This window comes from Embleya sp. NPDC020886, assembly GCF_044333915.1.
GTDB lineage: Bacteria > Actinomycetota > Actinomycetes > Streptomycetales > Streptomycetaceae > Embleya.
Window position 1 is genome coordinate 102810 of record NZ_JBIRRX010000003.1, and the last position, 22902, is coordinate 125711.

Here is a 22902-nt window from a genome sequence, read left to right on the forward strand (position 1 = left end):
CGGCCGGTCATGGGAAGGCGAGTGGGGTGAACAGGTGTGCGGTGTCGGTGACTTCGAGCAGACGGCGCAGCCGGTCGCCGGGTGCGAGACCGAGTCGGGTCCCGGTTTCCAGGGCCCTGGACCGCGCTCGGAGCAGGGCGTGCAGGCCGGTGCTGTCGCAGAACGTGAGGTTGCGCATGTCCACGTCCACCCGCCGCACCCCCGTCGCCAATGCCCGGTCCAGGGCGCGGCGAAGATCCGCTTCGGTGTCGATGTCGACTTCGCCGCCGATCCGCAGCAGCACCCGGTCGTCGGCGACGATCACCCGTATGCGCAGGTGCTTCCGCGTGCTCTCCCGACGGCGGCTTCGGTGAGTCCCGGGGCGGCCCGGTGGGTGCGGCGAGTGGCGGGAACCGGGGCGTCGTGGGGTCATGGCGGGCTTCCCTCCATCACACGGCGGGTCGGGCCTGGATGGTCGTTCGGGGCGGTGGGTGGATTCGGCCGGGGCGAATGGCCGGCGGTTGCGTCGTCTCCAGGATCGATGGCCACCGAACGTACGTCAAGGAATTCATGAACTGCAATTCGTGTGTCGAGTTGCCGGAATGGTCGAGCCTATGATGGTGCGCATGAGCGATGCGGAGCAGTCCCGGCCCTCGTGGACGTTCTTCACCAATCACGCTCGGGTGCTCTCGGCGATCGCCCGTGATCCCGGGGCGCGGGTGCGTGACATCGCAGCCGTGTGTCTGCTGACCGAACGCGCCGTGCAGGCGATCCTGGCGGACCTGGAGCACGGCGGATATCTGACCCGGCAGCGCAGCGGCCGGCGCAACGTCTACCGGGTCGTGCCCGGGACCGAGGTGCGGCATCCGGCCGATCGGGGCCGGGCCGTCGCCGATGCGCTGGACCTGCCCGCACCGGAGTCCGCCGGCGGTACGGACCCGGACGCGGCCGACGAGGACGACCGGCGGTTCGGCAGGCGCGACCGGATGGATGCGGATCGGGATTCCGGCGGTTGAGCAGCGCCCCGGCCGCCCGGGTTCGCGGCCGAGCGGGCCGAGCAGGCCGAGCCCCGGCAATCCGGAGCCCCGCGAACCCCGAGCCCCGCGCGGGCCGAACCCCGCGAACCCCGAGCCCCGCGCGGGCCGAACCCCGAGAACACCGAGTCCCGAGGCCCGTTTGGGCGGATTGTGTGGGTCGACCATGACGGAGACGACCGAGCCGACCCGACGGGGCGACCTGTTCGTCGGCGTTGCCACGAACCGTCGATTCGAGGGCCCCACCACGGGTGACGAGCGGGCCATCCTGACCGACGTCCTGGCCGCCCAGCGCTCGACGCTGGAACTGAAGTGCTCGGGCCTGGGTGCGGACCTGGCCCGGCGATCGGTGCCGCCGTCCACGCTCTCGCTGCTCGGGATCGTGCGACACCTGGCCGACGTGGAGCGCCGCTGGTTCCGGGAGGTCCTGGCCGGGCAGGACGCGCCGGCCCACTTCTCCTCGCGTACCGACCCCGACGGGGACTTCGAGGGCGCGGTGCCCGACGACGCGGTCGTCGAGCGGGCCTGGGCGCTCTGGCGTGCGGAGGTCGCCTTCGCCGAGCGTTTCACGATCGAGGCGCCCGACCTCGACGTCGCGGGCGAGGACGCGTGGCGCGGCACGGTCTCGCTGCGCTGGGTGCTGATCCACCTGGTCGAGGAGTACGCCCGGCACAACGGCCACGCCGACCTGCTGCGCGAACGTATCGACGGGGCCATCGGGGTGTGATCGGCGGCTGCGCGCCGCCGACGGTGGGGGCGGGGTCGGTGGGGCGGCTCGAAGGTGCGATGTCCGTCACGTGTGCCGGCGTTCGGTGGGAGATCGTGACACAACTGATCTGACGGGCCGTCAGTTAGGTTGGCGGCCCCTGGATTCGGGAGCCGTTTCGTGGCAACCGCCGTACCTTCGTCAGGTCTTCGTTCCCGTCTGATCGTGCCGACCCTGGCCTTCGGCGGCACCCTCATGGCCCTCATGCAGACGGTGATCGTGCCGCTGCTGCCCGCGCTTCCCGGCGATACCGGGTCGTCACCGGGCACGGTGAGTTGGATGTTGACCGCGACGCTGCTCTCCGGTGCGGTGCTCAACCCGGTGCTGGGGCGGGCCGGCGACATGTACGGCAGGCGGCGCATCCTGGTCGGCGCGCTCGTGGTGATGACGCTCGGCTCGGCGCTGTGCGCGCTGACGTCCGACATCGGTGTGCTGATCACCGCGCGGGCGCTACAGGGCACGGCGGCCGCGGTCGTGCCGCTGGCGACCGGCATCCTGCGCGACGAACTGCCGCCGCACCGGGTCGGCTCGGCGGTCGCGCTGATGAGTTCGACGGTGGGCATCGGGGCGGCGGCCGGGCTGCCGTTGGCGTCGGTGGTGGTGCAGCACGCCGATTGGCACGTGTTGTTCTGGGTGACGACCGGCCTGGGGGTGTTCGGCGCGGTGCTCTCGTGGTGGGTGTTGCCGCGGTCGTCGTCGGCGCGTACCCCCGGTCGCTTCGACATCGTGGGGGCGTTGTTGCTCACCACCGGCCTGGTGGGCGTGCTGCTCGCGGTGTCCAAGGGGGAGGACTGGGGGTGGAGCAGCCCGGCGGTGCTGGGGATCGGCGCGGCCGGCCTGCTCGTGCTGCCGGTCTGGGGTCGGCATCAGTTGCGGGTGCGCGAGCCGCTCGTGGATCTGCGACTGGCGGCCCGCCGGACGGTCCTGCTCCCGCACCTGGCGGCCCTGGTGACCGGATTCGCCTTCTACGCGAACTGGTTGGCCACCGTGCAGTTGGTGCAGGCGCCCGAGGAGACCGGTTACGGCCTGGGGGCGTCCGCGTTGGTGGCGAGCCTGTGCCTGTTGCCCGGCGGGTTGACGATGGTGCTGATGTCGCCGGTGTCGGCCCGGTTGTCCGCCGCGCGTGGGGCCAGGTCGACGCTGGTGGCCGGGGCGCTGGTGATCGCGGTGGCGTATGTGGTGCGGGTGTTCACCAGCGAGCAGATGTGGACGATCGCGGCCGGGGCGACGTTGTGTTCGGTGGGGACCGGGCTCGTGTATTCGGCGTTGCCGACCCTGGTGATCCAGGCGGTGCCGGCGGAGCAGACGGCGGCGGCGACGGGCCTGAACGTGCTGATGCGCACGATCGGCCAGGCCCTGTGCAGCACGGTGGTCACCGTCGTGTTGACGACGGTGACGGTGACGCTGCCGGCGGGCGCGGGCGGTGTCACGTACGCCTCGCTCGACGCCTACCGGATCGTCTTCGCGCTCGCCGCCGCCGCGTCCCTGGTTGCGGCGCTCACCGCGGCGGCGATCCCGCGCACCGCGACCCACCCGGCCGGTGTCGAGACGCGCGACTCCCTCCGCCGGCCGTCCCGAACGCCCTCCTGATCCCCGACCCGGGCGGGCCGTGCCGGCGCGCGGGTGTGCGCCGGCACGGCGGCGGTTCGATTCACCGGAGGTCGGGACGTTCGCCGGGTGTCGTCACCGGGTCGAGTGCGGGTGTCCGCAGCGGAACAGCGGTTCGCCGGTGTCGAATGGCATGTCCTCGCGGGAGTCCTCGACCGCGCGCATCGACGAGGGCAGGTCGAAGGGCAGCGTGCCGGGGGTGGGGGCGTGGCCGAAGACCGCGTCCAGGACCAGGTCGTCGTCGGCGCCGAAGTCGGCGAGGAGGGCGGCGGCACAACCGGCGAGTTCGGTGAGGATCGCGGCGCGGTCGAGGAAGACGTCGATCGCCGTGGGTACGGTCGCACACAGCTTGCCCAGCCGCTCGACCTCGCCGGCGGGGAAGTCGAGGGAGCCGGCGTGGAAGTGGCGTTCCAGCAGTCCCTCGCGGGGCTCGTAGGGGGCGTCGATCCGGATGACGGCCAAGTCCGCGTCCTCGGGTCGCTGGACCACCGTGCCGTAACGGGCGGCGACTTCGGGGTCGATGTTCTCCACGTACAGCCGGCGCCGCGGCTCCGCCGCGAACACTTCCCCCGTCAGGCGGACCAGGGAGCGCTGTTGCACGCGGCGGCCGAGCTCGACACGGGTGGGGTGTCCCACCACCCGTTCGGCGGCCTCGGGGTCGACGTACGGGTCGTCGAAGAGGCCGAGCCGGAACTTGTCGCGCAGGATGCGCCGGGCCGACGCGTCGATGCGGCTCTCCTCGACGGCGCCCGAGTGCACCGCGTCGATGATCAGGTCGGTGCGGGTCTCGCCGCCGAACTGGTCGACGCCGGCGTGCAACATCATCGCCGCCTGTTCGGCGATGGTGAGGTGTTCGACGCCCCAGTTGCGGGGCGGCAGTGCGACGATGCCGGGGATCTCCATGCCGGTGAGCACGTTGAAGTCGCTGCACACCACGCCGTCGAAGCCGTACCGGTCGCGCAGCAGGCCGGTGAGGACGTCGCGGTTGAACGAGGAGCCGACCTCGGCGAGCGCGGTGCCGACCGGAATCGAGTAGCACGTCATGACCTGGGCGGTGCCGACCGCGAACGCGGCCTCGAACGGCCGCAGGTGGTAGTCGAGGTTGCCACCCGGGTAGACGGTGCGGGTGCCGTAGGCGAAGTGCGGGTCCTCGCCGCCCTCCTGGGGGCCGCCGCCGGGGAAGTGCTTCGTCATGCACGCGACGCTGTCCGGGCCCAAACGCTCGCCCTGCATGCCCCGGATGTAGGCGGCCAGGATGCGGGCGACGCGGTCGGCGTCCTCGCCGAAGGTGCCGCTGGTGCGCGGCTTGCGCGGCTCGGTGGCCAGGTCGGCCATCGGGTGGATCGCGACGCGCACGCCGACGGCGCGCAGTTCGGCGGCCATCGCGGCGGCGTACTCCCGGACCAGCTCGGGGTCGTCGGTGGCCGCGAGGCCGATCGGTTCGGGGCCGCGGCTGAAGGCGCCACCGGTGAACGCCGTGGCCGGGTTCTCGGTGAAGCCGTGCCGGGGGTCGGAGGCCAGGGTGACGGGGATGCCCAGCCGGGTGGCGGCGGCCAGTTCCTGCACGTGGTTGTTCCACCGGGCCATCTCGACCGGCGCGGGCATCGCGGTGAGGCCGAAGGTGTTGACGCCGCGCTCGCCGATCGACTCGGCCCCGGTGGGGATGCGCGCGCCGTCGCCGGGGACCATCCGGCCGCAGCACATCAGGCCGGCCTTCTCGGCCAGGGTCATCCGGCCCAGCAGGTCGGCGACGCGTTCGTCGATCGGGAGCCGGGGGTCCTCGTAGGGCTCCATGGTCCCGTTGTGGTTGAGGTCGCGAAAGCGGGTGCCGTCGTGGTGGCGCAGCGTGCGGAGCATGGTGGATCAGTCCTCGTGGTGGTGATCGGGGGCGGGTGTGGGGTGCTTCGGACCGCGGCCGGCGCTTGCCGAACGGGCGGTCCGGGCCGACCCGCCCTCGCTCCGTCCGGGGGAACACGGGTCCACGGGGGTGGACCTGCACCGACCCCGATAAGTGGCACAACTGCCAGATGACAGTAGTGCAAACTTCTGTGGTGGGGAAGATTGCAATCCGGGAGCCCGAACCCCGGGCCCCGAACCCCCGCGACCACGAAGCCGCCACACACCGTCACGAAGCCCGCCCCGGCATTCGGACGGCATCGAATGGGAGGACCATGCGCGAGCAGACGCACGCCGCGACGACCGGGCCGGGACTGCGCGAACGCAAGAAGGCGCAGACCCGGGACGCCATTCGGACCGCGGCCCTGGATCTCTTCGAGGAGCGCGGCTTCGAGGGCACCACCGTCGACCAGATCTGCGCCCGGGCCGACGTCGCGCACCGCACCTTCTTCCGCTACTACGAGAGCAAGGAAGCACTGCTCTTCGGCTGGGGTTTCGGCCGGCACATCGTCGACCGGTTCGCCGCGGCGCCGGCCGACCTCGACCTGTGGGCGGCCCTGGCGCACGCCTTCGACGGCTATACCAACGGAACCGCGGACGAGCCGGCCGGCACCATGGTCCGCCGACGCGAACTCCGCCGCCGCTTCGCCGACATCCGCTCCGTGCACGAATTCGCCATCCTGCGGATCGACGCGCTGGCCCAGGACGCGGTCGGCATCGCCGCCGCCCGACTGGGCGTCGACCCCGACCAGGACCTGCGCCCCAGGGCGCTGGGCGCACTGCTCGCGGGACTGACCCGGCGGGTCGTGGTCGACGGCGGCACCGAGGGGGCAGCCGCCTGGGTGGCCGCGTTGCGCGACGTCCTGCCCACGACGGACCGAGCCGAGGTTGCGGGCGACACCGAGTCGAGTCCTCGGACAGGACCGAGCCGAAGTTCCTGAGCGGTACCGCAGCCGGCGTCGCGGTCGGGCCGGCAGGGTGGGGCCGTGATCGAATCGCTGCTGGTTCTACTCGATGCCACAGACGACTCCCGGGGACACCGGCTCGACGCCGCGATGCGCCGACTGTTCCCGGAGATCGGCCCGCAGCTCCTCGCCAACACCGATCTGTCGCTGCCCCCGCCCGTCGCCGCGTGGATCGCCCGCCACGCACCGGCGGCCGATCGCGCGCGATTGGTGCGCAACGCACCCCTGGACGCGGGCACCCTCGCGCTGCTGGCCGAGGACCCGGCCGACGAGGTGCGCGCCCAGGTGTACGGACGCTTCGACACCCCGCAACACCTGCGCCGCGCCGGGGCCGAGAGCCGGACCAAGCCACCGGCCGGCAACGCTCCCGATGCCATGCACACGATGGCCCGGGCCGCCCTGCGGCCGACGTTCGGCAAGTGGCGGCAACTGCACGCCTGTCGCCCCGAGTCGTGGACCGCCGCGCAGTGGGCGCGGGCCGCCGACCTCGCCTGTGTCGCCTCCTGGGGCCCCGCGGTGAGCGCCGAGATCGTCGCCGTGCCGACCTGCCCGCGGCACACCGCCCTGGCCGTGCTCGCCCACGAGACACCCGGCCCGCCGCACACCCGAGCCGCCCGGATCGGCCTGGCCACCGGCAGATTCACCGCCCACGACCTGATCTTCCGCGCCCCGCACGCGGCCAAGGCCATCGAACTGGTCGAGGACCTGGCGACCCGGACCGGCAACCGCCTGCCCGCCGTGCGGTCCGGGCAACTCGCCGAGTTGGTCCGCCTGTTCCGAGGCACCGTCCGCGCGGCGCTGGGCACCGACCCGGAGCGCTGGCGCACCGCGACCTCCCTGCTGCACGCGGATTCGCCGTACCACGGCAGCATCGCCGACCTCCTCGACGAGGCCGCCGGCATCGGGCCGCCCCGGGACTGCCCGACGACCCCCGGGCACGAGGCGGCGAGCGTGCGCTCCCCGGTGACGGTGCTGCTGCGCCAGGCCGATCCGCGCGCGGCGGCGGCGATCGTCGCCGCACTGGACGAGGACGTATCGACCGCCCTGTGCGGCCGGACGCTCACCACGCCGTTCGCCGGCCGGCTCGCCGCGGCCCTGGTGGACACGCTCGCCGCGACCGCCCCCGAACGACTGCCGCTGCTGGCCGCGAACCACGCCCAGCACGCCGGCCTGCGCGCGGCACTGCTGGGACTGGACGACCCACGCGTCAACGCGGCGATCCTGGCCCGACCCGACATCCCCGCGCACGTGCGCGCCGCGATCTGGTCCGGCACCCCACACGCCCCCGGCCGCACCGAACCGGTGCCCCTGGCGGCGGCGCCGCTCGACACGTTGGACGCGCTGCCGCGGCACGACCCCTCGCACGGATACACCGACCCACGCGTGGAGGACGCGAAACTCGCGGTGTTCGCGCGCGACCCCGAGACCGTCCTGGCCGCCCTCGCCCGCGTCGACCACCTCGGTACCGGTCCGACCCTGGTCGCCTACCGACGGCTGGCCGAGGCGGGTCGGCTCGACCTGCTGCGCGCGGCGGTGCACTCGGCCGCGGCGTCCGGCCACGCCTTCGAGTCGCGGCTGCGCCTGGGCGAGGTGCTCGGCTCCGCCCGTACCGCGCAGGACGTCCTGGACCACATCGAGCGCGTCACCCGACGCGAGACCACCGGCGATCTGGGCGACTACCTCCCGCGGTTCATCGCCCAACAGTCCCGGATCGGCGGCCGGATACCGTGGGACGACGTGCACAAGGCGCTCGCCCGCGGCACCGTGACGCGGCACGCCGTCGGCGCGCTCGCCGCCCACCCGGCCGTCCCCGAACCGGTCGCCCTCGCGCTGATCGAAACGGCCCCGAACGCGTGCGTCGCCCAACTCGCGCCCCGATCACGCGTACTCGCCCTGGCCGCACTGCGCCGCGGCGACATGCGCGCGAGCATCGCCCGCGAGGACAACGCGCACTGGGCCCGCTGCGTCACCGAACGCCTGGTCACCCCCGAAGAGTTCCTGCACGAGGGGCGCGGCGCCGCGATGATCCTGGCCGCGCTGTACACCCACCCGGTGGCCCTCGCGGAGGTGGCCGAGCGACTGTCCGCCCTGGTCGAGCAACACCTGGGCCCCGGCGGCGACGCCTGGGCGGTGACCGCCCGCCTGGTCCGCGACTTCACCGGCACGGTCCCCGAACTGCTCGCCGCCGCGGCCGCCGCCACCCGCGAGCCGGGGCCGGGAACGGCGGGGTGAGCGGGCCGCGGTCGGCGGCGGGGTGGCCTGGATGCTCCGGTGGCGCGCCCTCGAATGGCGTGGATTCGGCTCCTCAAGGCGTGATCATCGATGCGACGATCTGGTGATCGACGGGGGCTTCCGCGTGGTGCGGCGGCGTTTCCCCTCGCGACCGGAAGGGATCACCCTCGTGGACTCGCTGGATCTGAAGACGGTGCGCACCAGCCTCGAAGGGGCGGTATTGCAGGTGCGGTTGGCCCGGCCGGAGGGGGGCAACGCGCTCGACGAGCAGATGTTGGACGACCTCCTGGCGGTGCTCGCCGACCTGCGGGAGCGTACCGACGTGCGAGTGCTCGTCCTGTCCGGGGAGGGTGATTCGTTCTGCCTGGGCGGTGATCGCGGCGAGTTGCTACGGCTGGCGGCCGAGGATCCCGGCGGGCCGGCCGTGCGCCGGATCGGCGAGAAGGCGCGAGCGGTGTGCGAGGGGCTCGCCGCGGCCGATCCGGTCACCATCGCGCGGGTGCACGGCCAGGTGGTCGGGGCGGGGCTGGCCCTGGCGATCTTCTGCGACCTGCGGGTGGGCGACATCGAGACACGGTTCCGGATGCCCGAGTTGGCCCTGGGACTGCCCACCGCGTGGGGCGGTGCGATGGCTCGACTCATCGGCGAGGTCGGCGCCGCCCGGATCCGCGAACTCGTACTGACCGCCGACGCGTTCGACGCGCACACCGCACACCGGTTGTCGATCCTGCATCAGGTGGTGCCGGCCTCCGAACTGGACGCGGCGGTGAGCCGCTGGGTCAAGCCGGTCGTCCGCAGGCCGGTCGCGGCCCTGCACGCGTCGAAGACGTTGATGAACGCCTACAGCCGCAGCGACCGCTTCGGCGATCTCTCGATGCTCGACGGCCACATGTTGTCCGCGTTCCTGGGCGCGGCGACCGCGCGCTGAGCGCACACCCGCCCGCCGGTCGCACGTCGACGCCGCGGGGTGGTCGCGGCACACCGCCGCGACCACCCCGCCGGCGATTCGCTCAGCGCACGCTCACCGGCATCCGGGTGATCCGGCGAAACGCCAGCCGCGGTTCCCACGTCGGCTCCGCCACCACCCGCAGCGCGGGCAGGCGACGTACGATCGCCTCCAGCAGCACACCGGCCTCCAGGCGGGCCAGGCCCGCCCCGATGCAGTAGTGGATACCGCCGCCGAAGGAGATGTGCCGGGCTCGTCGCGTGATGTCGAAGGCGTGCGCGTCGGGCGTCAGGTCCGGGTCGTGATTGGCCGCACCCAACATCGTGTGCACGACCTCGCCGCGGCCGATCGGCATGCCCGCCAGGACCAGGTCCCTGCTCGCATAGCGCGTGGTCACGTGGATCGGCGGGTCGTATCGGAAGACCTCCTCGACGGCGTCGGCCAGCGCCGCCGGGTGGGCGCCCAGCCAGGCCCGCTGCGCCGGATGCCGGTCGAAGGTCCAGACCATCGTGGACAGCAGGGTGGAGGTGGTCTCCAGGGACGCGATCACCACGAACATGGCGAGCGAGTAGACGTGCTCGTCCGCGAGTTCGCGATCGGGCTCCAACGCGTCCCAGGCGCGCAACCACTGGGAGATCACATCGTCGCCGGGGGCGGCGCGGCGGCGCGCGACCAGCGCGGTGAAGTACTCGCGCAGCCCCCCGACCGCCTCGTCCGCCGCCCGGAGTTGGCGTTTGGTGGGCAACAACTCCTGGGCGTACGCCTGCGCGTGGGTGAGCGCGCGGAGCAGGTCGAAGTCCTCGGGCGGCAGGCCGAGCCAATGTCCCACGGTGGCCACCGGCAGTTGTTCGCCGACGAGTTCGGCGAAGTCCGCGTCCGCGTCCCCGGCCTGCTCGATCAGGGTGTCCAGCAGGGTGTTCGCCACGCGTTGCACGGTCGGGCGCAGTGTCTCCAGGGTGCCGCGGTCGAAGATGTTGTTGACGGATCTGCGGATCCGGGTGTGCTCCGGCGGGTTGAGCGCCACCAGCGTCTGTTCGAGTTCGCGCGACGAGGGTGTCGACCACCGCGAGCCGTCGGTCTGTCGCGCCCGCCAGGCCCGGTCCAGGGCGAGCCAATCGGGGCTGCGCAGAACCTCGTCGCAGGCACGATGGCCGACCACCAGGAAGCCGCCCCAGGGCGCGGGCACCACGTCGCCCATCTCCCGTAGACTGGCGTACAGCGGCAGGGGATCCGCCTGGCCGGCCACGGAACGCAGCCGGGACAACAGGGCGACGACACTTCGACTGTCGATGACGGTGGTGGACGCGGAAGACTGCACGACGGCTCCTTCTACTCGACACGAGGTCAACTGACGACTCGGCACAGCGTTGATCGATCGGCCGCCCTTGGCGCGGGCGGTCGACGGTGAAGGGTGTCTGCGGTTGTCGGGCGGGGCGTTCGGGCGCAGGTGTGATCCAGCCCCGTCCCGGGGGCACCGGGGTCGGGGCCGGGAGAACCCGGCCCCGACCCCGGCACCGGTGGTGGGTGCCATGGGTCACCCGCCTGGCACGGCGGGTCAGGGTGTGACTATTGGCCTCGCCACCAGTTCAGGAACGAGCTCCACACGCCGCCCTTGCGCGCACCGGGGTCCGGGCGCTCGGGGGCGGTGGCGGGGCGTGCGGGCGCCGGGTCGGCCGGCGCGGGTGCCCGGCGCGGCGCGATCGGCGTGAAGCGGGCCGGCAGCGCGGTGAGCGCTCGGTTGAAGGGGCCGGGACGCCAGTCCAATTCGGCCGCCGGGACCGCGAGTTCGAGGTCGGGGAGGCGATTGAGCAGCTTCTCGATCGCGGCGGTGGCGATCAGCCAGGCGGAGTCCTTGGCCGGGCACGCGTGCGGTCCGGCGCTCCAGGCCAGGTGCGAACGGTTGCTCGGGCGACGGCCGTTCGCGAACAGTGCGGGATCGCTGTTGGCGGCGGCGAAGCTGATCACCACCGGGGTGCCCCGGCCGAGCGCGACGCCGGCCAGGTCGACGTCCCGCACCGGATAGTGCACCGCGTAGTTCGCCATCGGCGGGTCGGCCCACAACACCTCGTCGAGCGCGTCCTCGACGGAGGCTCCGCCGCCGAACAGGCTGGCCGAGAACCGCTCGTCGGAGAGGATCAGTCGCAGTCCGTTGGCGATCAGATTGCGCTGTGGTTCGGTGCCGGCGCTCATCAGCATGACGAGTTGGTGGATCATCTCCTCGTCGGTGAGCCGGTTGGGGTGCGCCATCAGCCACGAGGTGACGTCCGAGCCGGGCTCTTCGCGTTTGAGCGCGACGAGTTCGACCAGGGCTCCGGTCAACATCTGATTGGCCGCGTCCGCGTCCCCGACGGCGTCGAAGATGCCCGCGATGCCCGCCACCAGGCGGTCGCCCAACTCGGGCGGGCTGCCGAAGAGTTCGCTGAACACCAGAAGGGGCAGGGTCTTGGCGTAGGAGTTCAGCAGGTCGACGGTGCCGGTGCCCGCCCACTGGTCGACCAGGTAGTCCGAGCTGCGTTCGACGAACCGGCGCAACTGGTACGGGTCGATCCGGTCGAGGCTGTCGGTCACCGCCTGGCGCAGCCGCAGGTGCTCGGCGCCGTCGGAGAACAGACAGTTCGGCCGATACATCATCATCGGCACGACCGGGCTGTCCTCGGGAACCCGGCCGTCGGCCAGCGCGAGCCAGCGTCGGGGGTCCTTGGCGAACAACTCCGGGGAGTGCAGGACGCGCAGCGCGGCGGCGTGGTCGGTGACCAGCATCGCCTCGACGCCGGGCGCCAATTCCACCGGCGCCGCCACGCCCTGTCGGCGCAGGTCTTCGTACACGGCGCGCGGGTCGGCGGAGAACGTCTTGTCGTACAGGGGAACGGCCCCGCCGGCGTGGTGCGCGGGGCAACCCGGAGGCGGGGAGGGGTGACCGCCGGACGAGGGGGCCGGCGGATCGTATGGGCCAGTGTTCACGCGAGTTCCTTGGATGCCCGAAGCTGGAGGTAGCGGACGAGGGCCATCAGGGCCTCCGTCGAGGAGGCGCGGTCGCGGGCGTCGCAGGTGACCAGCGGCGTGTCCGGCAGCAGGTCGAGCGCGGCGCGCAGCTTCTCCAGGGGATGTTCGACGCCGCCGTCGAACCGGTTGATGGCGACGGCGTAGGGCACGTCGTACTCCTCCAACAGGCCGATCACGTCGAAGGATTGGTCGAAGCGCTCGGGGTCGATCAGGACCAGGGCGCCGAGCGCGCCGAGCGTCATGTCCTTCCACACCTGGGCGAAACGCTGCTGCCCGGGCGTGCCGAAGAGGTAGAGCACGAGTCGGTCGCTGAGGGTGAGTCGGCCGAAGTCCAGGGCCACCGTGGTGGTGGTCTTGCGGCCCGCGCCCGTCAGGTCGTCGATGTGCGCGCCGGCCTGCGTCATCGTCTCCTCGGTGGTGAGGGGGCGAATCTCCGACATGGTTCCGACGAAGGTCGTCTTGCCGACGGCGAAGTGCCCGACCACCAGGATCTTCGCCGCGACCTTGACGGAGTCGGCCAGGTAGACGTCGGTGCCGGCGCCGCTAGAGACGGGCGAGTCCATCCAGCACCTCCTGTAGCAGTTGGGTCTTGGGCAACTCGGCGCTGGGGATGGGGCGGCGGGTGGCCACCAGGCCGGTGTCCATCAGGTCGGACAGCAATACCTTGACCACGCCGATGGGGAGTTGCAGGTGTCCGGCGACCTCGGCGACGGAGAGGATCCCGCCGCGGCACAGGGCGAGCAGGCGGGTGCTCTCGGGGTCGAGGATGTGCGGCGACTCGTCGCCCGGCAACGCGATCACCAGGCTGACCAGGTCCAGGCCCTCGCGGGTCGGGTGGCCGCGGCCGCGGGTGATGACGTAGGGGCGGACTAAGTCCGGGGCATCGGATTTCGCCGTGGGATCGTTGGTCATACCGAATGGTCCGCATTCCGTCGGGGCGGGCTGGTCATTTCCTTTCCGAGTTGGCGCACGAGCTGTTGCATGCGGAACGTGATGATCTCCATGTCCACGTTCTGCGTGGCCGATACAGCCAGATAGGCGCCGGGGCCGGCCGCCACGAGGAAGATGAAGCCGTCGCCGAACTCGACGAGGGTCTGACGCCACGGCGTCTCGGAATCGCCGATGAACTCCGCCGTGCTCCGGCTGATGGACTGGAGTCCGGACAGCGCCGCGGCCTGCCGATCGGCTTCGTCCCGGGATATCCCGTCGGAGTGCGCCCGCAATATCCCGTCGGCGGACAACAGGATGGCGTGCCGGGCCTCCGGGACCTTGAGGGCGTCGTTGAGTATCCAGGCCAGCTCGTTGTTCATCGGTTTTCTTGCCCTTTGTCGTCTGTATCGGGAACGCGGCCGGAGCGGGTTCCGCGCAGGAACGCGCCCATCAGCCCCGCGGTCTCCGCGTCCGATCGGTCGGGGGCGTCCGTCGGCGCCGGTTGGTGCGTGCGGTCGACCGGCAGCGGGGCCCGGCGGCGGCGCTGGGGCAGTTCTCCGTCCAGGGCGGCGGTTCCTTCGTCGGCGACGGGAGCGGCGGCCGCGGGTGCGACCGGCCGGGATTCGCCGGTCCCGGCGCGCGGGACGCGGGCGACGCGACGCTGCGCGGGCACCGAGGCGGGCTCCGCGTCGACGGCGGTGGTGAGCAGCCCGGAGGGCAACATCACCACCGCGCGCATGCCGCCGTAGGGCGATCGGGTGTCCACCGACACGGTGAAGCCGTACTGGGCGGCGAGCATGCCGATCACCGGGAAGCCGAACTGGGGCGGGTGGCCCAGCCGGGTGATGCCGACCGGCTCACTGGCGTCGAGGTAGCGGGCCGCGTTCTGCCGGGCCTCCTCGTGCATGCCCACGCCCGCGTCGTCGACCATGATGCACACCCCGTTGGGCACGGTCTGGAAGTTGATCTCGACCGTGGTGTGCGGCGGGGAGTAACTGGCGGCGTTGTCGAGGAGTTCGGCCACCGCGAGGGCGACCGGCTCGACAGCTCGGCCGATGACGGCGACATTGGACTGCATCCGGATCTCCACCCGGAGGTAGTCGCGGATGCGACCCTTCGCGCCGCGCATGACGTCGTACAGCGGTGCGGCGGCGCGCTGGCGGCCGGTCCACCCGCCGCAGAGCGCGGCGATCACCTGGGCCCGGCGGCCGAATTGCGAGTTCATGTGGTCGATCGCCAGGAGATCCTGGAGCAGTTGCGCGTCGACGTAGTTGTTCTGCATGTCGGAGATCGCCACCTGCTGTTCGCCGGCGAGCGCCTGGAGGGTGCGCATGGCGGCCTTCAACGCGTTCTTGGCCGAATGGTCGGCGCGATCGCGAGCGTCCTCGACGGCGGTGGTGAACATCTCCACGACCGTCTCGATGCCCTGCGCGTAGGGGGTGGCGCGCAACTCCTCGTGCCGGAGCAGCGATCCCTTCAGTCGTTCCCCGGTCTCGACCAGGGCCGGCAGCAACACCCGGACGACGTTGTCGATCTCGTCGTCGCGCATGCGCACATCCTCGGCCAGCAGGCGATTCCTCTCCCTCAGGTCCCTGACGGTTATTCGGCTGCGGGCCACGTAGACGGCCGCGGCACAGGTGCCGGCCACCCCGTACCAGAGTGCGGGGTCCTGTACAAAGTTCATTCCCACGGTCCTCGTCGCGCTATCAGGCGGGCAACGGCACGCGCAGCGAGTCGATTTCGGCGTCGACCGGGTACGCGAGGCACGCCACGCGGTCTCCGTCCGGCGTGTCGCGGAGTGCGCGACCCGCCCGCTGCACATATCACTCTCCGCTGCTCTCTCGTCGATGGGGCGTAGCGAGTGTAGTGGCGTCGACTTCCCCGTTCCGGGGCACGACGACACTTCTTCTTTCACGTCGACTACACGTGGGTGACCATTCCCGGGATCGAGTTATATGTCCGGTATATCGAGCCATGGCGACCGAATTCGATGCGCCTGTCGGCGGGGACGAATTTTCGGAACGCCGGTCGGACGAACGTGGGAAATGGCTTGAATCCAACGGTCATTCGGAGCATTGCGGCCATTGCACCCACCGAATTTCGGGCAGGTCGCGAGATCGGCGGCGACACGAGACCCCGACCGGCGGACCCCGACATCCACGACCGTCGTGCAGCCGGGGAAGTTGTTGTGAGGATGTTCACGCATTGGCGACCCGATCGACACAACTTCCCGACGAATGCCGGGGATTCGGACCCACACCCGGATCCTCCCGAAATGGCACGAGGCCCGACACGGGTGCGTCGGGTGTTGTCACCGGGGCCCGGGGTCGATTGCCGGCCTTGCACGAAGCCGCCGAACAGGCCGTCCCGGCGGGCGCCCGGGTCTCATCGCGGGGTGCATGTCGTGGTGTTGCCTCGGTGGGGGCAGGCGAGGCGGGACAGGATTGCCTGGGCCATCAGGTCCTCCGGGCCCTTCAACGCGTTCGCCAGGGTGTGGTCCGCGGGGAACACCGCCTCCGCCGCGACGTTGTCCTGGACGATTCGGGCCAGGTTGTCGAGGGCGACGAAGACGGGGTCGGCGGGGGGTTGGGCGGTCGGCAGGTCGATCAGGTGCGAGTCGGCCGTTGCGGGGTCCATGAAGCGCCTGATGATGATCGAGTTCTGGTTCAGGGCGGAGGTCGTCCAGATCGACAACACGACGACGTACAGGCCGGGCCAATCCGCCGGGCCGACTCGCTCCCGCCAGCGGGTCAGCAGGGCTTCGACGCCCTCGATCTGGGCCTGTGCCGCGTGTTGGATGTTGGTGCCGATGTCGTCGGTCAGCCGGCTCGTGTAGCTCTCGAACGACGTCGTGTCGACGGAGCGGCGGCGCAGGCACGCGTCGACGAATTCGAGCGACCTGTCCAGGATCCGGGTGCTCGCCGCTGCCAACTCCGGTGCCAGGTGGGCGTCGCCGAGTTGTCGGCGGGCGGTGGCCAGGGTGCCGGCGAAGGACTGGAGCGGGGCCTGCCAGCCGGTCGTTCCGGGGCCTTTGAAGGCGACCATGGCCAGGTCGTGCGGGTCCAGGCGGGCCGAGCCGGGGCGATCCGGGATCCGGGGGTTCAGGTACGGGGCGATGATCGAGTGGATGCCCAGCGGCGCGTGGGCGATCGACTTGGCCAGCTCGAAGACGTCGGATACCGGGTGCACGGATTCGTGTTCGACGTTGTGGACGAGGGTGTATCGGCCGCCCCGGTAGTCGTTCTGGACGACGATGACGGGGGTGAGATGTCGGATCAGCTCGGCTCGGAGCACGTCGTAGTGCGCCCGGGTGTCCGTGTCGATGGCGAAGATCGCGTTGCGGGCCCGGAGTTGCTGCGCCGGCGGACCCGGGTCGCCCGAGGCGCGGGCGCTACCGAGGAGCGTCACGGCGCCGACGGTGCCGGCGCCGCCGAGGAATTCCCGTCGGGTGGTCAAGGTCCGCCCTTCCCGTTCGAGTCTCCCCCGGACCGGGCCCGGCGGATCACCCCTGCCCGTCGTCCTCGTTCTCGTCGTCGCTGTGGGCGTAGAGCTTCAGCACCGGGACGCCCACCTTGTGTCGGGCCCGGGCGGCCCAGTCCCGGTGGAAGAACTCCTCGACCAGGTGCGGGGCGGTCAACACGATCACCTCGTCCGCGCCGACCTGGTCCACCACCGATCGCAGCAGGTCCAGCGGGTGGCCCTCGACCACCTGGCCGACCGCCTCGGAGCCGGCCTCGCGCAGCAGCCGGAGGGTGTGTTCCAGTGCGAGCGCGGCGGGGCGCAGGGAGTCCCGGCCCTCGGGTTCGTCACCCTCGTGGGCGGCTTCCTCCAACTCTCCGAGCACGACATCGTCGATGGTGCGCAGGAGTCGGTCCTCCGCACCCCGAGGGTTCATCAGGACGACGAACGACATCGCCTCGTCGTGCAGGCCGGTGACGAACTCGACATCCAGTGCGGACAACGGTTGCTCGACCATCAGGACGCTCGTGAACACGGCAGACCTTCCCTCGGCGCACCCGGACCGGCGCGGACGGGGAGTAACGATACCGACACCGACCGCTCGCGAGGCGGCGCTCCCGCAACCTCGTCCCCGGCGCGTTGCCCCGAGCGGCCGCGGTCTCGGTCAGGCGGTATCGAGGGCGGAATCGGGGGCGATGTTCGTGGGCACTTCGAGGCCCTCGCGCACCAGGCCCAGCAGGCGGCGGCCCTCGTCGGCGCTGCCGCCGGCGATGCACAGGCCGCCGGCGACGGCGAGCAGGTCGTCGGTCGTGACGGTGCGGCGCACGGCACCGGCGGCCTGGGCCCGGATCAGGAGCGGCTCGGCTGCGGCTCGCAGACCGCGGTGCCAACGGTCGAACAGTTCGGTGCGCTGGTGCGCCGCGTCGTGGGTGGCGGCCAGGGCCAGCGGGCGTTTGTCCGCGACGTGTTCGATGAAGGCGCCGAGCCAGACGAACAACGCCTCGGCGGGTGGGGTCGGTGCCTGGGCGAGTGCCGTGCCCTTTTCGCAGAGCGCGGCGACTTCGTCCGCGTAGACGGCGGCGAGCAGTTCGCTGCGGGTGGGGAAGTGTCGGTACAGCGTGGCGTTGCCGACGCCGGCCCGCTTGGCGATGTCGTCGAGCGCCGCGTCTGGGCCGTGCGCGTCGAAGAGTTCCTTGGCTGCCGCGACCAGCCGCCGGGCGTTGCGGGCCGCGTCGGCGCGGGTGCGGCGCGGTGTCCCCGCTGCCGGGTTTTCCGTGTCCGCCATGCCGCACCGCCCTGTCTTCACGGTCAACCAGGGACTTCCCCGGTTAACCTAGCACTCGGAAAACGGGGAACTCCCCGATTGCATGCACCCATGTACCCCTCGACCCGTGACCCCTCGACGCCGTGACCTCCGTGACCCCTGACCGCTCACCGCATCCGCGAGAGGAACGACCGTGGCACTGAACGCCGAAGACCGCGTCACCATCACCGACCTGATCGCCCTGCACGGACACCTGATCGACGCGGGCGAACTCCTGCGCCTCGACGAGTTGTTCACCGCCGACATCGTCTACGACGTCACCGACCTGGGCGGAGCCGCGATCGAGGGGCTCGACGGCATCCGTCGGGCCGCACACGCACTCGGCGCCGGCAACCCCGTCGCGCACCACGTCACCAACATCGTGCTGACCCCGATCTCCGACACCGAGGTGACGGCCCGCTCCAAGGGCCTCGGCATCAACGTCGACGGCACGTGCGGCAGCGTGACGTACGAGGACACCGTCGTCACCACGGACGACGGCTGGCGAATCAGCCACCGCAAGGTCCACGCCCGCCGGGTGCCGTTGGACGGCGTGTGGGCCCGGGACGTGTCGTAGGCGGGTCGGCCGCAGCGGTGCCGGCGGGACGCGGGTCTTGGAGCGGTGTGGTTCGTGGGCAACTACGTGATTGTGTACCTCGAACCGCTCGACCATCGGAGGCTTCCGTGAGCAAGTTCCCGCGACGCAAGAGCAGTTACAGCGCCACGAGCAACTGCGTCGAAGCTCGGCTGCGGCGCGAGAAGGGCGTCGAGGTCGGCGATTCCAAGCTCTGGCCCGCCGCTCGCCGGCTCACCTTCACCGACTCGACCTGGACCGCGTTCCTGACCGATACCCGACGATCGCGGGGCTGAGCGCGGCATTTGCCCCCGCCGCGCCGGGTCGGCGGTCGTCGAGCCCTGCCAGGACGACGCCGCCGATGATCAGGAGGCCGCCGGTCGTCCGGGCGGCGGTGGGCGTCTCGTCGATCAGCAGCCAGGCGAAGCCGACACTGGCGACGACTTCCAACAGGGCGACGAACGAGGCCGTGCGTGAGCCGAGTCGGCGGCTCGCGGCGGTTCCCGTGGTGTAGGCCAGGGCGGCGGTGACCAGGCCGAGCAGGAGTACCGGCAACCACCAGGGCACGCGGCCGGTGGTGTACTCGGCCGGTTCGAGCGTGGCGTGCATCGGCAACAGTCCGACGGCCGCGAGGGCGAGCAGGGTGATGGTGCCGAGCACGAGACCGGCGCCGGTCAGGGCCACCGGCGGCAGGCCGGTGTCGGTGTCCGCCGAGATGAGGAAGTACGCCGTCAGACCCACCATCGCCCCGAGCGCCCAGGCCACGCCCGACCAGGCCAGGTCGGCGCCGGAGAGCAGGTCGACGGCCAGGACCAGGCCGGCGGCGGCCAGGCCGGCGCCGGTCAGCGTGTACGGGCGCGGTCGTTGGCCCCGGCGCACCCACAACCACACCACGACGGCGGCCGGGGCGGTGTACTCGATCAGCAAGGCCGGCGCGACGTCCATCTCGGCGACCGCGGAGAAGAAGCAGAACTGCGCTCCGGCCAACCCCAATACGCCGTACACCAGCACCACGTGCGCCTGCGCGCGCAGTTGCCGAACGCGGCCGCGCAGGGACACGGCCGCGAACGGCGCCACCACGAGCGCGGCGAGGCCGACCCGGGCCAGCACGATCGCTCCCGGACTCCAGCCGGACGAGAGCAGCCCGCGGGCCAACGATCCCGACAGGCCGAAGGACGCCGCGGAGACGACGGCGAGGAAGAGGCCGCCGCCGAGGGCGCCGGAGGAGGTGCGTACGCACGACACGTCATCGGCCATATGGGTCATAGACCATGACATTACGAGGCGCTATGTAAGATGTCAAAATGATTTTTGGTCATGACACCGAGTCCGCCCTCCAGGCAGCCGTGGCGCTGACCAACAGTGCGCGGGGGTCGGACACCCTCACCACCGTCCGGGAGTTGCGGGCCTGGTACATCGAGCACGGCTACACCGGACGCCGGGACGGCGATGCCGCCGAACTCGCGAGCCTTCGGGCGTTGCGGCCCGTGCTGCGGGAGTTGTTGACCGCCGACCGCGAGCACGCCGCGAGCCTGGTGAACACGATGCTCGCCGAGGCCCGCGCGCTCCCGCAGCTCGTTCGGCACGACGACCAGGACTGGCATCTGCACGCGGTGTCCGCGGACGCGCCGCTGGCCACCCGGGTGATCGTGGAGACCGCGATGGCGATGACCGACGTGGTGCGCGTCGACGAATCGTCCCGGCTGTTCCTGTGCGCGGACCAGGGCTGCGAGGGCATCGTCCTGGACCTCACCCGCAACCGTTCCCGCCGCTATTGCAGCACTACGTGCGCCAACCGCAACGCGGTGGCCGCCTACCGCGCCCGCCTCGGCGCGCGGCAAGCGGACGGGCCTTGATCCGAAGCTCCGAATGGTGGTTCACTGCTTGCATGGCCTACCGCAAGACACCGGCCGAACGCGACCGCCTGAACGCGGCCCGCGAGCACCTGGTCGAGCAGGCCACCACCGTGGTCGCCGAGCTGGGGTGGGCCAACGCCTCGGTGACCGCGGTGGCCGCCGCCGCGGGCATCTCGGCCGGCTCGGTCTACCAGCACTTCCCGTCCAAGGCCGCCTTGGCGGTCGAGGTCTTCCGCCGGGCCTCCGGGCGCGAACTGGAGGTCCTGGGCCGGGTCCTGCACGACGGCGACGGCGACGCCGCGGCTCGGCTCGCGCACGGCGTCGCGGTGTTCGCCCGCCGCGCCCTGGAACGCCGCGGCCTGGCCTACGCACTGCTGGCCGCACCCGCCGAACCCGCCGTGGGCGAGCAACGACTGGAGTTCCGCCGCCGCTACCGGGACCTCTTCGCGCAGGTGGTCCGCGAGGGCATGGCCGCCGGCCTGATGCCGGCCCAGGACCCGGAGGTCACCGCCGCCGCCCTCACCGGCGCCATCGGCGAGGTGCTGATCGACCCACTGGCCGCACCGGCCGAGGAGGCCGTCGAGGACCTCGTGGCCGCATTGACCGCGATGTCCCTGCGCTGCGCGGGCGCCCGCGTCGACGCACGTCCGATCGATCCAGGAGGTTCCCGATGCCCGTGACGGCAACGCCCGCGCCGCGCAGCAACCCCACGGCGCGCACCCACGAGGTGAGCAACCAGGCCCCACCGCTGGTCGGACACGACGTCGCCGACGATCCGGTGCTGTTGGAGGGCATCGCACGCGAGGGTGCCCAGTGGTACGAGGCGGACCTGCACCGGGTCGGCCGGCTCGCGGGCAGCGAGGAGGTGCAGCGCTGGGCGGAGCAGGCCAACCGCTGCGAGCCGGAACTGCGCACGCACGACCGCTACGGCAACCGCATCGACGAGGTCGAATTCCACCCCGCCTACCATCACTTGCTGGACGTCGCGGTCCGCGAGGGCCTGGCCGGGGCCCCCTGGGCGGATCCGCGCCCGGGCGCGCACGTGGCCCGCGCGGCCGGATTCATGGTGTGGACCACCGCCGAGGCCGGGCACGGTTGCCCCGTCTCGATGACCTACGCGATCGTGCCCGCGCTCCGCGCCACCCCCGAACTGGCCGCGCTCTACGAGCCGTTGCTCACCAGCCGCGATTACGATCCGGGCCTGCGCGCGCCCGCGGCCAAGCGCGGCCTGCTCGCCGGCATGGGCATGACCGAGAAGCAGGGCGGCACCGACGTCCGCGCCAACACCACGACCGCCACCGAACACGCCGACGGCACCTGGCGGTTGCGCGGCCACAAGTGGTTCACCAGCGCCCCGATGAACGACCTGTTCCTGGTGCTCGCGCAGGCGCCCGGCGGCCTGTCCTGCTTCCTGGTGCCTCGGGTGCTCCCGGACGGCAGCCGCAACACCTTCCGCATCCAGCGCCTCAAGGACAAGCTCGGCAACCGCAGCAACGCCAGCAGCGAACCCGAGTTCGACGACACCGTCGCGTGGTTGGTCGGCGCCGAGGGCCACGGCGTGCGCACCATCATCGACATGGTCACCATGACCCGGCTCGACTGCGTGCTCGGCTCCGCGTCCGGCACCCGGGCCGCCCTCGCCCAGGCCGCCCACCACGTGCGGCACCGCTCGGTGTTCGGCCGCAAGCTGATCGACCAGCCGCTGATGCGCAACGTGATCGCCGACCTGGGCGTGGAGTCGGAGGCCGCGAGCACGCTCGCGCTGCGCCTCGCGGGCGCCGTCGACCGGTCCCGACGCGGCGACACGCACGAACGCGCCTTCCTGCGCACGGCCATCGCGGTGGCCAAGTACTGGGTGTGCAAGCGCCAGCCCGCGGCCGTCGTCGAGGCGCTGGAATGCCTGGGCGGCAACGGCTACGACGAAGCCTCGGGCCTGCCCAGGCTCTACCGTGACGCGCCGCTCAACGGCATCTGGGAGGGCTCCGGCAACGTCCAGGCCCTGGACGTCCTGCGCACCCTGCACCGCGAACCCGAGTCGCTCGCCGCGTTCGCCGCCGAAATCGACGCCGCGTCCGGTGCCGACAGCCGCCTGGACACCGCCTGGCGTGCGCTCCGCGACGAACTGGTACCGACCCGGGACCTCGAACCGCAGGCCCGCCGGCTGGCCGAATCCATGGCCCTGGTCCTCCAGGGCTCCCTGCTCGTCCGGCACGCGCCGACCGCCGTCGCCGACGCCTTCTGCGCCTCCCGACTGACCCCCGAACGCGGCCTGACCTTCGGCACCCTGCCCGCCGGCCTCGACCTCGCCCCCATCCTGGACCGGTTGCCGGGACGCACGGACTGACCGGGGG

Annotated in this window: 23 protein-coding genes; 11 read left to right on the top strand and 12 right to left on the bottom strand. The window is 71.8% G+C overall.

Going from position 1 to position 22902, the window contains the following annotated elements; all coding sequences use genetic code 11:
- Nucleotides 1–7: 7 nt before the first annotated feature.
- On the bottom strand, nt 8–304 hold the full coding sequence (locus ACH4U8_RS11415; RefSeq protein WP_395777126.1) for an STAS domain-containing protein: 297 nt from the start codon (nt 302–304) through the stop codon (nt 8–10).
- A 301-nt stretch (nt 305–605) separates the two neighbouring features.
- Between ACH4U8_RS11415 and ACH4U8_RS11420 the strand changes: the two genes are divergently transcribed.
- The 3 genes from ACH4U8_RS11420 to ACH4U8_RS11430 all read left to right on the top strand — a co-directional run bounded on the left by ACH4U8_RS11420 (nt 606) and on the right by ACH4U8_RS11430 (nt 3369).
- Nucleotides 606–995 (top strand): helix-turn-helix transcriptional regulator, encoded by a 390-nt coding sequence (locus ACH4U8_RS11420; protein ID WP_395777128.1) that lies wholly within the window; start codon nt 606–608, stop codon nt 993–995.
- Nucleotides 996–1179: 184 nt separating this feature from the next.
- Complete coding sequence (locus ACH4U8_RS11425; protein WP_395777130.1) at nt 1180–1740, top strand: DinB family protein; 561 nt, start codon at nt 1180–1182, stop codon at nt 1738–1740.
- 204 nt (nt 1741–1944) lie between these two features.
- A complete protein-coding gene (locus ACH4U8_RS11430; protein WP_395777132.1) occupies nt 1945–3369 on the top strand; it encodes an MFS transporter in 1425 nt (474 codons plus the stop codon).
- Nucleotides 3370–3462: 93 nt separating this feature from the next.
- On the opposite strand, the gene ACH4U8_RS11435 is transcribed toward ACH4U8_RS11430, so the two are convergent.
- Nucleotides 3463–5244 carry a glycoside hydrolase family 3 protein gene (locus ACH4U8_RS11435; protein WP_395777134.1) on the bottom strand — a complete coding sequence of 594 codons (1782 nt, stop codon included), beginning with the start codon at nt 5242–5244 and terminating at the stop codon, nt 3463–3465.
- A gap of 314 nt (nt 5245–5558) precedes the next feature.
- Here ACH4U8_RS11435 and ACH4U8_RS11440 point away from each other — a divergent pair, with 314 nt between their 5' ends.
- The 3 genes from ACH4U8_RS11440 to ACH4U8_RS11450 all read left to right on the top strand — a co-directional run bounded on the left by ACH4U8_RS11440 (nt 5559) and on the right by ACH4U8_RS11450 (nt 9408).
- Nucleotides 5559–6224, top strand: a complete 666-nt coding sequence (locus ACH4U8_RS11440; protein WP_395777136.1) for a TetR family transcriptional regulator — start codon at nt 5559–5561, stop codon at nt 6222–6224.
- Nucleotides 6225–6269: 45 nt separating this feature from the next.
- On the top strand, nt 6270–8480 hold the full coding sequence (locus ACH4U8_RS11445; RefSeq protein ID WP_395777138.1) for a hypothetical protein: 2211 nt from the start codon (nt 6270–6272) through the stop codon (nt 8478–8480).
- A 160-nt stretch (nt 8481–8640) separates the two neighbouring features.
- Complete coding sequence (locus ACH4U8_RS11450) at nt 8641–9408, top strand: enoyl-CoA hydratase/isomerase family protein (RefSeq protein ID WP_360320331.1); 768 nt, start codon at nt 8641–8643, stop codon at nt 9406–9408.
- 82 nt (nt 9409–9490) lie between these two features.
- On the opposite strand, the gene ACH4U8_RS11455 is transcribed toward ACH4U8_RS11450, so the two are convergent.
- From ACH4U8_RS11455 to ACH4U8_RS11495, 9 genes are all read right to left on the bottom strand, one after another.
- On the bottom strand, nt 9491–10744 hold the full coding sequence (locus ACH4U8_RS11455) for a cytochrome P450 (RefSeq protein WP_360320179.1): 1254 nt from the start codon (nt 10742–10744) through the stop codon (nt 9491–9493).
- Nucleotides 10745–10992: 248 nt separating this feature from the next.
- The gene (locus tag ACH4U8_RS11460; RefSeq protein WP_395778189.1) at nt 10993–12225 is read right to left on the bottom strand and encodes a cytochrome P450; all 1233 of its coding nucleotides are present in this window, start codon (nt 12223–12225) and stop codon (nt 10993–10995) included.
- A gap of 158 nt (nt 12226–12383) precedes the next feature.
- Nucleotides 12384–12992 (bottom strand): ATP/GTP-binding protein, encoded by a 609-nt coding sequence (locus ACH4U8_RS11465; RefSeq protein ID WP_360306477.1) that lies wholly within the window; start codon nt 12990–12992, stop codon nt 12384–12386.
- A complete protein-coding gene (locus ACH4U8_RS11470) occupies nt 12973–13341 on the bottom strand; it encodes a DUF742 domain-containing protein (protein WP_360306481.1) in 369 nt (122 codons plus the stop codon). Before ACH4U8_RS11470 ends, ACH4U8_RS11465 begins: the two co-directional genes overlap by 20 nt.
- Nucleotides 13338–13739: a roadblock/LC7 domain-containing protein gene (locus ACH4U8_RS11475; protein ID WP_360306484.1), complete on the bottom strand. Its 402-nt coding sequence runs from the start codon at nt 13737–13739 to the stop codon at nt 13338–13340. The genes ACH4U8_RS11470 and ACH4U8_RS11475 overlap by 4 nt, the downstream gene beginning before the upstream one ends.
- Complete coding sequence (locus tag ACH4U8_RS11480; protein ID WP_360306487.1) at nt 13736–15043, bottom strand: ATP-binding protein; 1308 nt, start codon at nt 15041–15043, stop codon at nt 13736–13738. Before ACH4U8_RS11480 ends, ACH4U8_RS11475 begins: the two co-directional genes overlap by 4 nt.
- A 701-nt stretch (nt 15044–15744) precedes the next feature.
- Nucleotides 15745–16767 carry a hypothetical protein gene (locus ACH4U8_RS11485; protein WP_395777140.1) on the bottom strand — a complete coding sequence of 341 codons (1023 nt, stop codon included), beginning with the start codon at nt 16765–16767 and terminating at the stop codon, nt 15745–15747.
- A 94-nt stretch (nt 16768–16861) separates the two neighbouring features.
- Nucleotides 16862–17353, bottom strand: coding sequence for an indole-3-glycerol phosphate synthase (locus ACH4U8_RS11490; protein ID WP_360306492.1), 492 nt, complete (start codon nt 17351–17353; stop codon nt 16862–16864).
- Between the two features lie 129 nt (nt 17354–17482).
- Nucleotides 17483–18103, bottom strand: a complete 621-nt coding sequence (locus tag ACH4U8_RS11495) for a TetR/AcrR family transcriptional regulator (protein ID WP_395777142.1) — start codon at nt 18101–18103, stop codon at nt 17483–17485.
- A gap of 172 nt (nt 18104–18275) precedes the next feature.
- Between ACH4U8_RS11495 and ACH4U8_RS11500 the strand changes: the two genes are divergently transcribed.
- Entirely contained in the window at nt 18276–18698 is a 423-nt protein-coding gene (locus ACH4U8_RS11500) for a nuclear transport factor 2 family protein (RefSeq protein ID WP_360306498.1), read from the top strand.
- Between the two features lie 107 nt (nt 18699–18805).
- On the top strand, nt 18806–18991 hold the full coding sequence (locus ACH4U8_RS11505; RefSeq protein WP_395777144.1) for a DUF397 domain-containing protein: 186 nt from the start codon (nt 18806–18808) through the stop codon (nt 18989–18991).
- On the opposite strand, the gene ACH4U8_RS11510 is transcribed toward ACH4U8_RS11505, so the two are convergent.
- A complete protein-coding gene (locus ACH4U8_RS11510) occupies nt 18936–19952 on the bottom strand; it encodes an EamA family transporter (protein ID WP_395777146.1) in 1017 nt (338 codons plus the stop codon). The two genes, ACH4U8_RS11505 and ACH4U8_RS11510, sit on opposite strands and share 56 nt — an antisense overlap.
- A gap of 47 nt (nt 19953–19999) precedes the next feature.
- Between ACH4U8_RS11510 and ACH4U8_RS11515 the strand changes: the two genes are divergently transcribed.
- From ACH4U8_RS11515 to ACH4U8_RS11525, 3 genes are read left to right on the top strand one after another with little or no spacing between them, the layout of a single operon-like run.
- Nucleotides 20000–20551: a CGNR zinc finger domain-containing protein gene (locus ACH4U8_RS11515; protein ID WP_395777148.1), complete on the top strand. Its 552-nt coding sequence runs from the start codon at nt 20000–20002 to the stop codon at nt 20549–20551.
- Nucleotides 20552–20583: 32 nt separating this feature from the next.
- A complete protein-coding gene (locus tag ACH4U8_RS11520) occupies nt 20584–21231 on the top strand; it encodes a TetR family transcriptional regulator (protein WP_395777150.1) in 648 nt (215 codons plus the stop codon).
- The gene (locus ACH4U8_RS11525; protein WP_360306513.1) at nt 21222–22895 is read left to right on the top strand and encodes an acyl-CoA dehydrogenase family protein; all 1674 of its coding nucleotides are present in this window, start codon (nt 21222–21224) and stop codon (nt 22893–22895) included. The genes ACH4U8_RS11520 and ACH4U8_RS11525 overlap by 10 nt, the downstream gene beginning before the upstream one ends.
- Nucleotides 22896–22902: the final 7 nt, after the last annotated feature.